This is a genomic window from Actinoplanes sp. NPDC023936 (assembly GCF_040639325.1).
Taxonomy (GTDB): Bacteria; Actinomycetota; Actinomycetes; order Mycobacteriales; family Micromonosporaceae; genus Actinoplanes.
Map to the genome: position 1 here is coordinate 37,242 of NZ_JBEZZR010000044.1, position 13,396 is coordinate 50,637.

Genomic DNA, 13,396 nt, shown 5'->3' on the forward strand with positions numbered 1-13,396 from the left:
GCCCGCACCGAGCGGTCAGATCAGGTTCATCGTCCGGGCCCGGCGCACCGCCTCGTTGCGCCGGGACGCGGAGAGCTTGCGCAGGATGCTCCGCACATGGGTCTTCACGGTGTTGACCGATACGTAGAGCGACGCCGCGATCTCCTCGGTCGGGAGCATGGCGGCCATCCCCCGCAGCACGTCCAGCTCCCGCTTGCTCAGCGCCTCCACCACCACCGGTTCGGCGGCCGCGACCGGGACCGTGGCGGCGCCGGCCGGCACCGCACCCGGCGCGGCGCCCAGCGCCGCGAGTTGCACGGCCAGCCGCTCGTCGTCGCGCAACAGCCGGCGCAACTGACCCCAGGCCTGGTGCACCGGGCGCCGATGGCTCTCCGCCCCGGCCACGCGCAGCGCCCGGCGCAGCGCTTCCCGGGCGCCGGTGGCGTCCTCGGCCTGCGCCGCGAGGACGGCCAGCAGCAGCCAGGCGTCGAGGGCCACCGGCAGCGGCGCGCCGGCGGCATCGGCGACGGTCCGGGCCACGTCGTGCGCGGTCCGCGTGTCGCCACGGCTCACCGCGAGGGTGGCCCGCACCAGCGCCACATCCGCCAGGGAGGAATCGGCGCAGCGCTCCACCAGGGCGGCGGCGTGATCCGGGTGACCGCCGGCGATCAGCAGCCGGGCCTGGCCGAGCAGCACCTCCCGGGTCAGCCACTGCGGCGCGGCACGGCCGTCGACGGCCTGCTCCGCGGACCGCAGGGTGTTCACCGCGCTCCGGAGCTCGCCGCGGGTGTGCAGGCGGCGGGCCCGGACGATCGCGTAACCGAGCATCGCGGACGTGGCCGAGGCCGGCCCGCAGAGCGGCTGGGCCAGCCGCAGATGCCGGTCGGCGGCCTCGATGTCGTAGCGCTCCAGGGCCACCCAGGCCAGCGCCACCTCGGCGATGCCCGGCCGGTGACCGCGGTCCAGCCCGGCTTCGGAGGCCAGCTCCAGGGCCTGCCGTGCGGCGTTCTCCGCCCGGCTCAGCCGCCCCCGGTACGCCTCGGCGAGCGCGAGCTGCCCGAGACAGTCGATCCGGATCGTCTCGCAGCCGGGCAGGATGCTCGCGGCCACGTCGGACAGCGCCTCCACGGCCGGCCCGACCGACCCCAGGTTGTTCAGCGCGGTGCCCTCCGCCGCCTTCAGCAGGAGCCGCAGTTCCGGGTGGCGGGCCAGGCGCTCGGGCGGCGCCACCGCCAGGAACGTCTCGGCGACGGCGACCAGCTCGCCGACCCGCTCCGGCTCGGGCCCACCGGTGAGGATCAGGATCTGCACCAGGAAGCCGGTCAGGGTGAGCCCGTCACCGCAGGTGCTCCCGTTGACGGCGAGCAGTTTCCCGGCGTACGCCAGAAGCTCTGCCGCCCGGTCCGGTCGCCGGTCGCCGTAGGCGATCGCGGCCTGGACCATCACCGCCTCCGGCAGCTCCACGTGCCCCGGCATGGTGGCGAAGAGCCCACCGAGCCGGCCGGCGCTGCCCTCGATCACCAGGCGGCCCACCGCGTAGTCCTCGACCACCATGGCCGCCGCCGACGCCCAGTCGCCGGCCTGCGCCGCGTGCCCGACCGCTTCCACCAGCCGGCCCTGCTCGGCGAGCCAGGCCGCCGCCCGGATGTGCAGGGTCGGCACCTCGTCCGGCTCGGACCAGGCCAGTTGCGCGCGCAGCAGCTCGGCGAAGAGCCGGTGGTACCGGTACAGCCCGGAACCCTCGGCGACCGGCTGGATGAACGCGTTCTCCTTGGTCAGCGTGGAGAGCAGCCGGCTCGCGTCGGTGCGGTCGGTGACCGCCGCCGCGAGCTCCGGGGTGAACGTGTCCAGCACGCTGGTCTCCAGCAGGAAGCGCCGCACCTCCGGCGTCTGCAACCGCAGCACCTCACCGATGAAGTACTCGGCGATGGTCGACTCGTCCCCCGAAATCGTGTCGACCATCCGCTTGGCGTCCGGGCTGCGCTGCAGCGCACAGGCACAGAGCCGGATCCCCGCGGTCCAGCCCTCGGTGTGCTCCAGCAGCCGGCTGATCTCCGCCGGGCCGAGATCGACTCCGTGCGACGCCATCAGCTCGGCGGTCTCGGCGGCGCTGAACGCCAGGTCCGCCGTGCGCAGCTCGCGGAGCTGCCCGGAGAGACGGTAGCGGTAGAGCGGCAGCGGCGGGTCCCACCGGCCGGCCAGCACCACCCGCAGCTGCCGCACGTGGCCGAGCAGGAAGTCCAGGCTGGTGGCCCAGTCCCGGCCGGGCAGCTGGGAGACGCCGTCGAGGATCAGAACCACCGGGGTGGGCTGCTCGTCGATCGCCGCGGCGAGCCGGCCGAGAGCGGCCCGGCCCGCCGTACCCCCCGGCACGGCGGGAACGGCCACCCCCGCCCGGCGCAAACCCTCCATCACGTACGTCCAGAACGCCGGAAGGTCATCGTCACCGGCTTCCACGCTGATCCAGGCGATCGGCCAGTCCACCGGATCGCTGTCCACCCAGGAGGCCAGCAGCTGCGTCTTGCCGCTGCCGGCCAACCCGGTGACGAGCGTGACCGGACCCTGCACGCCCTCGGTCACCCGGGCCAGCAGAGCGGGACGCGCCACCATGAACGGCGGTACCACCGGCACCGCGAACTTGGAGTCGAGTAACGAATCATCCGCGTCTAGACCCGGCACGCCGGGCAGATCCGCGATCAGTTCAGTGGACACGTCTTGTACCTCCGAGAGCCGACCCCATTCGATCTCGGATACAGACTCGTCCGGGTGAACTCACCCGCGCATCGTCCGGATCGGATAATCGTGACCCTCGGTGCCCCGCCCGCTACTCCACGGTCAGATCGCTACTCCACGGTCGAATCGCTACTCCACGGTCAGGACGTGCGCTCCCCACGCCGGCAGATCGACGAAGAGGCCGCTCCGGGCGAGCTCGTCCCCGCCGCGCTCGAAGACCCGCCCGTCCAGCCGGTTCGTGAGCCGCCAGGCCTGCCCGGCGAGGGCGGGGAAGGGCAGCACGACCCGGCCCTGTGCGTCGTGCGCGCCAAAATTGATCACGATGATGTGCCCGGGGCGGTCACCGTCGTACCACGCCCAGGCCAGCAGGTCCCGGCTCGTCGGGTTGTCGGCCCAGCCGTGGCAGTCGAGCAGCCGCCAGTCGCCCGTGCGGATCGGCGCGGCCAGCTCGAGCAGGCGGTGGTAGAACTCCCGCAGATCGAGGTCGGCCAGCTCGTCGCGGTACCGGGCCAGAAACACCGGCAGGTGTGCCCGGCGGCCCTCGAACTGCCCGTCGTGCCAGAGGATCGCCCCCGGCAGCGTCGCCACCGCGATCGCCGCGGCCCGGCCACGGCCGTCCGGCATGGTGGTGGCGGCCCGCGGCTCGTCGTGGTTCTCCAGGAACCGGATCAGCCGGTCCTGGAAGTCCCGGCCGGCCGTGAGGTGCTTGCGGACCGCGTCGGCGTCCTCGTGCACGAGCCGGTCGTAGAGCCGCTTGTCGTAACAGAAGTCGAACCCCTGCTGCTGCAGCGTCCACTCCATGTCCCAGTAGGCCTCGGCGATCAGCACCAGGTCCGGGTTGACCGCGCGGACCCGCTCGACGATCGCCGGCCAGAACTCCCGCTCCGGCGCCGGACCGGCGTACCGCCCCCAGGTCCGCGCGAAGATCTCGTTGGTGAGCAGCATCGCCATGTCACAGCGGACACCGTCGCACTGCTCGCCGATGCCGATCAGCGCCGACGCGGTCGCCTCCCGCAGGCCGGGGTCGAACGCGTTCAGCTGCGCCACGTCCGGCCACGGCGGGAAGTACGGGTCCCGGCCGTGCGCGAGCACACGCCCGCCGGCCGGGAACCAGCCCGCCGGGTCGGCGGCCAGATCCTCCGGTGTGCCCTGGATGAACCACTCCGGGTGCTGGACCGTCGCCGGGTGGTCCGGGGCGGTGTGGTTCGGCACGTAGTCGAGGACCAGCCGCAACCCGCGCCGGTTCAGCTCGGCCCGCGCCGCGGCCAGCCCGTCCCGGCCGCCGAGCCGGTCGTCGACCCGGTACCGGCGCACGCAGTACGGCGAGCCGACCACGTCCGCCGGGGTGAAGTCGGGCAGCGCCTCGTGGAACGCCACCTGCAGCTTCTCGTTCGCGTGGGCCAGGGCCAGGCCGGCCGGGCTGCGCTCCCAGACGCCCATCAGCCAGACCGCGTCCAGCCCGGTCGCGGCCACCTCGTCCCAGATCTCGCCCGGCACGTCGGCAAGCGTGACGGGACGGCCCAGCCGCCGGCTCAGACCGGTCAGCCAGGGCCACGTGTCGATCTCGTAGATCGCCGGGGCGTCCGGCCACCCGCTCATCGTCGTTCCTCCGTGTCGATCACCGGGAGCGCGTGCAGCATCCCGGCCATACCCTGGTCCAGCAGTTCCGTCCCGGCCAGCCCGGCGAACATGTTGGAGAAGACCGCGACCAGCCCGGTCCAGCCGGTCTGGTGCGACGCGCCGAGACCCGCGCCGTCGTCCCCGTGGAAGTACTCGTTGAACAGGATCAGATCGCGCCAGTGCTCGGTGGCGAAGACCTTCTGGCCACCGTAACAGGGCCGTCGGCCGTCAGCGGAGGGCAGGAAGATCCGGGTCTGCCGGTCGGAGATCTCCCGGGCCACCTCGAACAGGTTCATCCGCACGCCCGAGCCGGTCGGGCACTCGACAGTGAAGTCGTCGCCGTACCCGAGGTAGAGGTTGAGCAGGGCCCGGATCATCAGGGCGTTGGCGGGCATCCAGATCGGCCCCCGCCAGTTCGAGTTGCCGCCGAACATCCCGCTGAGCGACTCGGCCGGCTGGTAGTCGACCGCGTACGTCTGATCGCCCACCCGGAACTCGAACGGGTGCTCGGCGTGGTGCCGGGAGACCGACCGGATCCCGTACGGGCTGAGGAACTCGTTCTCGTCGAGCAGCCGGGACAGGATCCGGCGCAGCTTGTTCTCCTCGAAGAGCGCGAGCAGGCGCTTGCCCTGCCGGCCCTCCCGCCGTCCGGTGGACACCACCGAGCTCACGCTCGGGTGCCGGTTCACGAAGTCCTGGATCCCCTCCATCAGCTGCGGATGACGGTCCACCAGCGCCGGGTCGTAGACGGTGGCCGCGGCGAGCGGCAGCAGGCCGACGAGCGAGCGCACCCGCAGGCGCTGCGAGGTGCCGTCCGGCAGCCGGAGCAGGTCGTAGAAGAAGCCGTCCTCCTCGTCCCACATGGTCGCGCTGCCGGTCTCGTGGTTCACCGCCACCGCGATCCAGGCGAAGTGCTCGAAGTACGCCTGCGCCTGCTCGACGTAGACCGGGTCCTTGATCGACAACTCCAGGGCGATGGTCAGCATGCTCTGGCAGTACAACGCCATCCACGCGGTGCCGTCGGCCTGGTCCAGGTGTCCCCCGGTGGGCAGCGGCGCGCTGCGGTCGAACACGCCGATGTTGTCCAGGCCGAGGAAGCCGCCCTGGAAGATGTTGTTGCCGTCGGCGTCCTTGCGGTTCACCCACCAGCTGAAGTTTCTCGACAGCTTGTGGAAGATCGCCTCCAGCCAGTCGTGGTCGCCCTCGCCGTTGCGGGCCTTGTCGAGCTCGTAGACCAGGTGCGTGGCCCAGGCGTGCACCGGCGGGTTCACATCGCTGAAGTTCCACTCGTACGCCGGGATCTGCCCGCTCGGGTGCAGGTACCGCCGGCTGAGCAGCAACTCGAGCTGCTGCTTGGCGAAACCGAGGTCCACCAGGCTCAGGGCGATCGTGTGGAAGGCCAGGTCCCAGGCGGCGAACCAGGGGTACTCCCACTTGTCCGGCATCGAGATCACGTCGTGGCAGATCATGTGGAACCAGTCGCCGTTGCGCAGGTCGCGGGCCTGCAACGGGTCCCGGCCGTGCTCGGTGAGCCAGCGTTCCACGTCGTAGCCGAAGTACTGCTTGCTCCAGAGCATCCCGGCGACCGCCTGGCGGGACACCTGCCGCTCGGCGTCGCCGAGGGTGGGCGCGAGGCAGGTGGCGTAGAACTCGTCCGCCTCGGCGATCCGCTGGTCGAACACCTCCGCCCCGATCTCCGTGGCCGGGGAGTCGCCGAACCGCAGCAGCACCGTCTCGGCGCCACCGGCCGGCACCCGCAGGTCGATGTCGAAGGCCGCCTTGGTCCCCGTCTCGGCCGGGTTCACCGCGTCCTTGTCGCCGCCGACGACGTACCGGTGGAAGGCGTCCTTGCGATAGGGCCCGTCGCTCTCGTTCTCGGTGAAGAGCGACTGATGATCACCGAGCACGGAGAACCACCGGGTGCCGATCCGCTCGTGCGAGGCCTCGATCGCCGACCGGCCGGCGGCCCGCAGGCTCGGGCGCTGGCCACCCGTCTCCCACGACCACGTGTTGCGGAACCAGATCGTCGGCAGCAGGCGCAGGCTCGCCTCCTCCGGCCCCCGGTTGTGCACGGTGATCCGGGCCAGGATCTCCTCCGGCCCGGCCTTCGCGTACTCCACGACCACGTCGAAGTAGCGGTCCTCGGCGAAGATCCCGGTGTCCAGCAGCTCGTACTCGAAGTCGTCGCGGCCCCGGGCCCGGTTGGTGGCGACCAGGTCGTTGTAGGGGAACTCCCGCTGCGGGTACTTGTAGACCATCTTCTGGTACGAGTGGGTCGGCGTCGCGTCGACGTAGAACCAGTACTCCTTGACGTCCTCGCCGCGGTTGCCCTCGCTGTTGGTCAGCCCGAAGTACCGCTCCTTGAGGATCGGGTCGCGGCCGTTCCACATCGCCAGCGCGATGCAGACCGACTGCTCGTCGTCGCAGAACCCGGCGATGCCGTCCTCACCCCACCGGTACGCGCGGGAACGCGCCTCGTCGTGGCTGAGGAAGTGCCAGGCGTCCTGGTCCTTGCTGTAGTCCTCGCGGACCGTGCCCCACTGCCGCTCGCTGAGGTACGGCCCCCAGCGCCGCCAGGGGACGTCCGCGTGGTCGGCGTCGTGCAGGCGCCGCTGTTCGGCGCCGGAAGAACCGGAGAAACCGGAAGAAGAGGTGGCCATGCCTCCACCGTCGGCGCGTTGCTAGGTGGCGGGTTCCTCCGGGAGGGATGAAATCATGCGGTACGCGGCCACCGCCTCCTCGATCGTCGGGTAGAAGTGCGCCGGATCGATCGTGCGGGTCAGCCCGTACCTGTCAATCTTGGAACGGACCGGGCTCTTCATCTCCGCGAAGACCAGCGAGATCCCGGCCGCGTTCAGCTCCTCGTCGAGGTCCTCCAGCATGTCGGCGGCGGTGGTGTCGACGTCGGTGATCGGCTCGGCGGCCACCAGGATCCACCGCGGCGCCGGGTCGGCGTATGCCAGATGCCGGATCTCCTCGCGGAACGTCCGGGCGTTCGCGAAGATCAGCGGCGCGTCGAACCGGAACATCACCAGACCCGGGATCCGCTCGCCGCCGGGGTACTCGCGCAGGTCGTGGTACCCGTCCACACCCTCGGCCCGGCCCAGCACCGCCTGGTACGGCCACCACACCCGGCGGAACACGTTGAGCACCGAGAGCGCCACCGCGACAGCGATGCCGGGCAGCACACCGAGCAGCGCGACGCCGAGGAACGCGGCGACCGCCAGACCGAACTCGACGCGCCGCTGCCGCCACAGCCGGCGCAGCCCGGCCAGGTCGGCCAGTGACAGCGAGGCCGCGATCACCACGGCGGCCAGCATCGGCTGCGGCAGGTCCTTCAGCAGGTCCGGCGCGAACACCAGCATTAGTGTGATCGCGCCCGCGCCGACCACGCCGGTGAGCTGGCTGCGGGCGCCCGCGGTGAACGCCACAGCGGTCCGCGAGCCGCTGGTGCTGACCGGGAAGCCCTGGAAGAGCCCGGCCGCCAGGTTCGCCGTGCCGATGCCGATCATCTCCTGGTTGCCCCGCACCTCCTGGCCGGTGCGCTCGGCGAACGCCGAGGCCGTGGAGATGGTGTCGGTCACCGAGACCAGCGTGATGCCGAGCGCGCCGGCCGCGAGCAGGCCCAGGTCCGACCAGGACACGGTCGGGACGGTGAACGGCGGGAAGCCCTGCGGCAGCGGGCCGACCACGTCGACGCCGTCGTCGGAGAGGCCGAGGACGGTGACCGCGAGGATCCCGCCGACCACGGCGATGAGGATGCCCGGGATCTTCGGCAGGAAGCGCTGCAGCAGCAGGATCACCAGCAGGCCGCCGGCGCCGACAGCGAGGGACGCGGGCACCGTCTCGCCGGACGCGACCCCGCGGACGAACCCGGTGGCCTCCTCGATCAGCCCGTCAGCGTCCACCGAGAAGCCGAACAGCTTCGGCAGCTGGCCGATCAGGATGGTGAGCGCCAGGCCGTTGACGTAGCCGAGCTGGGTGGGATGCGACAGCAGATCGGCGATGAAGCCCAGCTTCAGCACGCCCGCCGCGGTCATGAAGAGGCCGACCAGCAGGCCGAGCATCGAGGCGAGCGCGACCGCCTTGGCCGGGTCCCCGTCCGAGGCGACGATCGGCAGGATCACCGCGGCGATCATCGGGCCGAGCGAGGAGTCCGGTCCGAGCACCAGGACGCGGGACGGGCCGAAGACCGCGTACCCGAGCAGGCAGAGGACCGAGGTGTAGAGCCCGGTGATCGCGGGCAGGCCGGCCAGCTCGGCGTACGCCATGCCCTGCGGGACCAGCAGCGTGGTCAGCACGATGCCGGCGATCACGTCCTTCGGCAGCCACGCCGGCCGATAGGTGGAAACGGCCTTCAGACCCGGAATCCAGTCCGCCGCTGCCATGTGCGCTCCTGACACGAGGGACGCCGCCCGGTCCCCCGGGCGGCGTCCGGCCATGATCGAAGATTACTGCTGAACACCGCCGTGCAGGGCCTCCTGCAGGTCGGCCTCGGCCTGCTTGGACAGCGACGACTTGATCACCGTGCCGCCGTACTTGCTCAGCGCCTCGACCGCCTTGTCCGGGGTGACCGCCTCGACCACGAGGAACAGCGCGGACGTGCCCGGCTGCAACTCATCGCGGATCCGGTCCTGGAACTCCTTGCTGATCGCGTTCTTGGTGAGCTTGCCGGTCAGCGCGCCGAGGCCGGCGCCGATCGCCATGCCGAGAACCGGGATGAAGAAGAGCATCCCGAACAGCAGACCCCAGAACATGCCCCAGGTCGTGCCACCGCCCACGGCGTGATGGTTCGTCGTGACGTGGAACTTGCCCTCACGGTCCCGGATGATCACGGCGATCGCGTCCGGCTGGATGATCAGGTCCTTGGACAGGCGGTCGGCTTCCAGCGACGCCGCCGTCGCCGTGGTCTCGTCGGGATACCCGATGGCGACCAGAGTTGACATGGATCTCTCCTCTTCTGCTATGCCGCCGCAGAGCGGTCTCGCGCTGTGCCGCCGCGGCGCGGCACGGCGTCTGCGATCAGTGAGCCACGGCGGGCATCGGCTTCCCTCATTCCGCACGGATGACTTCCGCGCCGGCGCGGACGCCGGCGGCCGACACCCCCGGGCAGGCCGCGGGCCGTTCATCCCCGGCGGGGGAGGCATCGGTACGGGGATCTCGGCCACCGTCGGTACTCCGGTACCGGCACGACGAAGGAGCAGGTGATGGCTGAGCACTACGAGATCCGGATACGCGGCTTCCTGGGCCCGCTGTTGCGGAAGGCCTTCGGTGACCTGCGCTGCCGCACCCTGCCGGCGCAGAGCACGATCCGCGGCCGGCTCTCCGACAGCGACCTGGAACGGCTGCTCACCAGCCTGGACCGGTCCGGCCTCGACCTGGTCTGCCTGAGCCGTGTCACCCCCGGTTCATTCGCCACGGATGGCGTGCCCGCCGGTCACTCCGGAACACGATCAGGACTCAGCCGGAATCCCTCTGACTAGGAGATGAGCATGACGGACACAGAGTCCAAACGGTCGTACGACGACCCGCCGCCTCAGCCTGCCCGCCGGCCACAGCCCACCGGCTGGGTCGGGATGGTGGTATTCGCCGGCGTCATGCTGTTGATGCTCGGCGGTTTCCAGATCGTGGAGGGGCTCGTAGCGCTCTTCCGGGACGACTTCTACGTGACGACCGACGCCGGTCTGATCATCCCGATGGACTTCAGCGCCTGGGGCTGGACGCACCTGATCATCGGCGCGATCACCCTCGGCACCGGGTTCGGCCTGCTCTTCGGACAGACCTGGGCCCGCGTGGTCGGCGTGATCATCGCGGTGTTCAGCGCACTGGCGAACCTGGCGTTCCTTCCCGCGTACCCGATCTGGTCCACCATCGTGATCGCCCTCGACGTGCTGGTCATCTACGCGCTCACCGTGCACGGCCGTGAGGTCAGGTACTGACGCCCGCCCGGGCGGGGCTCTCCTCACCCAGGAGGTCCTGCCCCGTGGCGTCATCGTCCTGCTCGGAACCGCCGGCCTGGTCGTCGTGGTGGCCGGGATGCGTGGTGTCGCCGACCTGATCGGCCCGGTCTTCCTGGCGCTGATGCTGACCGTGACGGTCAGCCCGATCACCGCCTGGCTCCGGGGGCACGGCGCGCCGGCCTGGCTGGCGATCCTCGCCATGATCTTCACGGTCTACCTGATCCTGTTCGCCCTGGGCGCGGCCCTGGCCGTCTCGGTGGCCCAGCTGATCGACCTGATGCCGCAGTACGCCACCCAGTTCGCCGATCTGCGCGACGGCCTGGTGCAGAGTCTCAGCGGGCTGGGGATCAGCACGGCGCAACTGCAGAACGTGGTGTCCGGCGCCGACCCGAGCGCCGTCGTCAGCCTGATCGAGGGCCTGCTCGGCAGCCTCGTCGGCACCCTGTCGAGCGCGCTCTTCCTGCTCGCGACCCTGCTCTTCATGTGCCTCGACGCCGTGTCGTTCCCGGCCAGGCTGCACGCCACGATGGAGGAGCGCCCGCAGGTCGTCGAGGCGTTCCGCTCGTTCGCCCAGGGCACCCGGCGGTACCTGTGGGTCTCCACGGTCTTCGGCCTGATCGTCGCGGTCATCGACACCCTGGCGCTGTGGGCCCTGGGTGTGCCGCTGCCGCTGCTCTGGGGCCTGCTCTCGTTCATCACCAACTACATCCCCAACATCGGCTTCGTGGTCGGGCTGGTCCCGCCGGCCCTCCTCGGCCTCCTGCAGGGCGGCCCGGAGCTGATGCTGGCCGTGATCGCGCTCTACTGCGTGATCAACTTCGTCATCCAGTCGGTGATCCAGCCGAAGATCGTCGGCAACGCGGTCGGGCTCACCGCCACGGTGTCCTTCCTGTCCCTGATCTTCTGGGCCTGGGTTCTGGGCGGCCTCGGCGCCCTGCTGGCGATCCCGCTGACCCTGCTGGCCAAGGGCATGCTCATCGACATCGACCCGGCCACCCGCTGGGTGAACGTCCTGCTCTCCAGCGAAAAACCGCACTCGTCCGATCCCGCGAGGAGCACGTCATGACCACGTTCACGGTATGGAAGTTCGACGACCCCGGCCGCGCCGAGCAGATGTCCCGGATCCTGCACGACGCCGCCGCCGACGGCCTCGTGAAGGTCGTCGACTACACGGTCGTCACCTGGCCGAAAGGCGCCGAGAAACCGGAGACCCACCACGAGCACTCGAACATGGCCCGGCACGTCGGCTGGGGCGCGTTCTGGGGCATCGTGCTCGGCGGCCTCTTCCTGGTGCCGGTCGTCGGCGGCGTGCTGGGCGCCGGCATCGGCGCGCTGGACAAGTCGCTGCAGGGCACCGGCATCGGCCGCGCGGAACTGGAACGCATCCGCACCCAGATCACCGAGGGGACGTCCGCGCTCTTCGTGGTCACCTCCGACGGCAACCTCGACCGGCTCGGTGAGCGCTTCCACGGCCTGCACAGCAAGCTGATCGCCACCAACCTGACGGAGGGCGAGGAGGAGATCCTGCTCGAGACGTTCGGGGATCACACGCGATGACCCGTACCCCCGAAAATCGCAACCCGGCGGCGCGCGCGGCAGCGGGCCGCGCCGCCCGGAAGCTCGCGCCGCTCAAGGCGCACGCCGGGTGGAGCGCCGACGGCGGCCGGGCGGACCCGGTCGCGCTGCTCACCGCGGAGGAGGAGGACCGGCTCCCGGAACTGCTGCCGATCCGGCACGCCCGGATGGCGGCGTCACCGCTGGCGTTCCTGCGCGGCACGGCCGGGGTGATGGCCGCCGACCTCGCCGCCGCGCCGCACTCCGGGCTGATCACCCAGCTCTGCGGTGACGCCCACCTGTTCAACTTCGGCCTGTACGCGTCACCCGAGCGCCGTCTCGTCTTCGACCTCAACGACTTCGACGAGACCTACCCCGGCCCCTTCGAATGGGACGTGAAACGGCTTGTCACAAGCCTCGCGATGGCCGGCCGGGCGAACGGCTTCCGCCGCCGGGACCGGGCCGCGGCGGTACGGTACGCGGCCCGCCGCTACCGGGAGGCGATGGCCGAGTTCGCCGCGATGCGCGAACTGGACCTCTGGTACGCCCGCGCCGACGTGGACGAGCTGCAGGTCCAGTTCGGCGCCGAGCTCGGCAAGAGCCGCCTGGCCCGGGTCACCAGGGCCGGCGCGAAGGCTCGCGCCCGGAACAGCCTGCAGGCCTACCGCAAACTGACGGCGGTGGTGGACGGCGAGCGCCGGATCGTCGCCGACCCGCCGCTGCTGGTCCCGGTCCAGGACCTGGTCCCGGACGTGGCCCGCAAGCAGTTGGAGAGCCAGATCCGGGTCCTGCTCGACGGGTACCGGGACAGCCTCGCCGAGGACCGGCGGCGGCTGTTCGACGCGTTCGAGTTCGTCGACCTGGCCCGCAAGGTGGTCGGCGTGGGCAGCGTCGGAACCCGCTGCTGGATCGTGCTGCTGACCGGCCGGGACGACGAGGACCCGCTGCTGCTGCAGGTGAAGGAGGCCGGCCGCTCGGTCCTCGACCGGGACGCCGCGCCGCCCGAGCAGCCGCAGGGCCGCCGGGTGGTCACCGGTCAGCGGCTCATGCAGGCCGCCAGCGACATCTTCCTCGGCTGGCACACCGCCGAGGGCTTCGACGGCCGGACCCGCGACTTCTACGTGCGCCAGCTGCGCGACTGGAAGGGCGGCGCGGTGGTCGAGGAGATGGACGCGACCGGGATGCGGGTCTACGGCGGGCTCTGCGCGTGGACGCTGGCGCGGGCACACGCCCGCTGCGGCGACCGGATCGCGATCGCGGCGTACCTGGGTTCGAGCCCGAAGTTCGACGAGGCGCTGGTGGAGTTCGCCGAGCTCTACGCCGACCAGGCGGAACGCGACCACGCCGCCTTCGCGGGGGCGGTCGAGCGGGGTGAGCTGTCCAGCCAGCCCGGCATCTGATCGTCGCGCCGCCCTCCCTTATCGTCGCGCCGCCCTCCCTTATCGTCGCGCCGCCTTCCCTTGGGGAGGTGGCGCGTCTCCGCGTGCCTGCCCCGCGTGCCCCACCTGCGTGCCCACCCCGCGTGCCCCACCTGCGTGCCCCACCTGCGT

At 71.2% G+C, this 13,396-nt stretch carries 10 protein-coding genes; 5 read left to right on the forward strand and 5 right to left on the reverse strand.

The genetic code is table 11. The features are described from left to right. Nucleotides 1–15: 15 nt before the first annotated feature. The 5 genes from AB0F72_RS36230 to AB0F72_RS36250 form a co-directional block, all read right to left on the reverse strand. On the reverse strand, nucleotides 16–2,691 hold the full coding sequence (locus tag AB0F72_RS36230) for a LuxR C-terminal-related transcriptional regulator (RefSeq protein WP_360441553.1): 2,676 nt from the start codon (nucleotides 2,689–2,691) through the stop codon (nucleotides 16–18). Nucleotides 2,692–2,841: 150 nt separating this feature from the next. Continuing rightward, nucleotides 2,842–4,311, reverse strand: a complete 1,470-nt coding sequence (locus AB0F72_RS36235; protein ID WP_360441556.1) for an alpha-amylase — start codon at nucleotides 4,309–4,311, stop codon at nucleotides 2,842–2,844. After that, the gene (locus AB0F72_RS36240; RefSeq protein ID WP_360441559.1) at nucleotides 4,308–6,992 is read right to left on the reverse strand and encodes a glucosidase; all 2,685 of its coding nucleotides are present in this window, start codon (nucleotides 6,990–6,992) and stop codon (nucleotides 4,308–4,310) included. The genes AB0F72_RS36235 and AB0F72_RS36240 overlap by 4 nt, the downstream gene beginning before the upstream one ends. Before the next feature lie 21 nt (nucleotides 6,993–7,013). Then, nucleotides 7,014–8,720 carry a sulfate permease gene (sulP, locus tag AB0F72_RS36245; protein ID WP_360441562.1) on the reverse strand — a complete coding sequence of 569 codons (1,707 nt, stop codon included), beginning with the start codon at nucleotides 8,718–8,720 and terminating at the stop codon, nucleotides 7,014–7,016. Between the two features lie 63 nt (nucleotides 8,721–8,783). Beyond that, nucleotides 8,784–9,278 (reverse strand): DUF1269 domain-containing protein, encoded by a 495-nt coding sequence (locus AB0F72_RS36250; protein WP_360441566.1) that lies wholly within the window; start codon nucleotides 9,276–9,278, stop codon nucleotides 8,784–8,786. Nucleotides 9,279–9,539: 261 nt separating this feature from the next. On the opposite strand from AB0F72_RS36250, the gene AB0F72_RS36255 reads away from it, so the two are divergent. From AB0F72_RS36255 to AB0F72_RS36275, 5 genes are read left to right on the forward strand one after another with little or no spacing between them, the layout of a single operon-like run. Then, the gene (locus AB0F72_RS36255) at nucleotides 9,540–9,815 is read left to right on the forward strand and encodes a hypothetical protein (protein ID WP_360441569.1); all 276 of its coding nucleotides are present in this window, start codon (nucleotides 9,540–9,542) and stop codon (nucleotides 9,813–9,815) included. A 9-nt stretch (nucleotides 9,816–9,824) separates the two neighbouring features. Further along, nucleotides 9,825–10,271, forward strand: coding sequence for a hypothetical protein (locus tag AB0F72_RS36260; protein ID WP_360441572.1), 447 nt, complete (start codon nucleotides 9,825–9,827; stop codon nucleotides 10,269–10,271). After that, a complete protein-coding gene (locus AB0F72_RS36265) occupies nucleotides 10,255–11,358 on the forward strand; it encodes an AI-2E family transporter (protein WP_360441575.1) in 1,104 nt (367 codons plus the stop codon). The genes AB0F72_RS36260 and AB0F72_RS36265 overlap by 17 nt, the downstream gene beginning before the upstream one ends. Next, entirely contained in the window at nucleotides 11,355–11,849 is a 495-nt protein-coding gene (locus AB0F72_RS36270) for a DUF1269 domain-containing protein (RefSeq protein WP_360441578.1), read from the forward strand. Before AB0F72_RS36265 ends, AB0F72_RS36270 begins: the two co-directional genes overlap by 4 nt. Then, on the forward strand, nucleotides 11,846–13,246 hold the full coding sequence (locus AB0F72_RS36275) for a DUF2252 domain-containing protein (protein WP_360441581.1): 1,401 nt from the start codon (nucleotides 11,846–11,848) through the stop codon (nucleotides 13,244–13,246). The genes AB0F72_RS36270 and AB0F72_RS36275 overlap by 4 nt, the downstream gene beginning before the upstream one ends. The last annotated feature ends 150 nt before the right edge of the window (nucleotides 13,247–13,396 follow it).

Coding starts and splice junctions, on each gene's coding strand:
- AB0F72_RS36235 (WP_360441556.1), bottom strand. CDS start 4,311: ATGAGCGGGTGGCCGGACGCCCCGGCGATCTACGAGATCGACACGTGG.
- AB0F72_RS36240 (WP_360441559.1), bottom strand. CDS start 6,992: ATGGCCACCTCTTCTTCCGGTTTCTCCGGTTCTTCCGGCGCCGAACAG.
- sulP (WP_360441562.1), bottom strand. CDS start 8,720: ATGGCAGCGGCGGACTGGATTCCGGGTCTGAAGGCCGTTTCCACCTAT.
- AB0F72_RS36250 (WP_360441566.1), bottom strand. CDS start 9,278: ATGTCAACTCTGGTCGCCATCGGGTATCCCGACGAGACCACGGCGACG.
- AB0F72_RS36255 (WP_360441569.1), top strand. CDS start 9,540: ATGGCTGAGCACTACGAGATCCGGATACGCGGCTTCCTGGGCCCGCTG.
- AB0F72_RS36260 (WP_360441572.1), top strand. CDS start 9,825: ATGACGGACACAGAGTCCAAACGGTCGTACGACGACCCGCCGCCTCAG.
- AB0F72_RS36270 (WP_360441578.1), top strand. CDS start 11,355: ATGACCACGTTCACGGTATGGAAGTTCGACGACCCCGGCCGCGCCGAG.
- AB0F72_RS36275 (WP_360441581.1), top strand. CDS start 11,846: ATGACCCGTACCCCCGAAAATCGCAACCCGGCGGCGCGCGCGGCAGCG.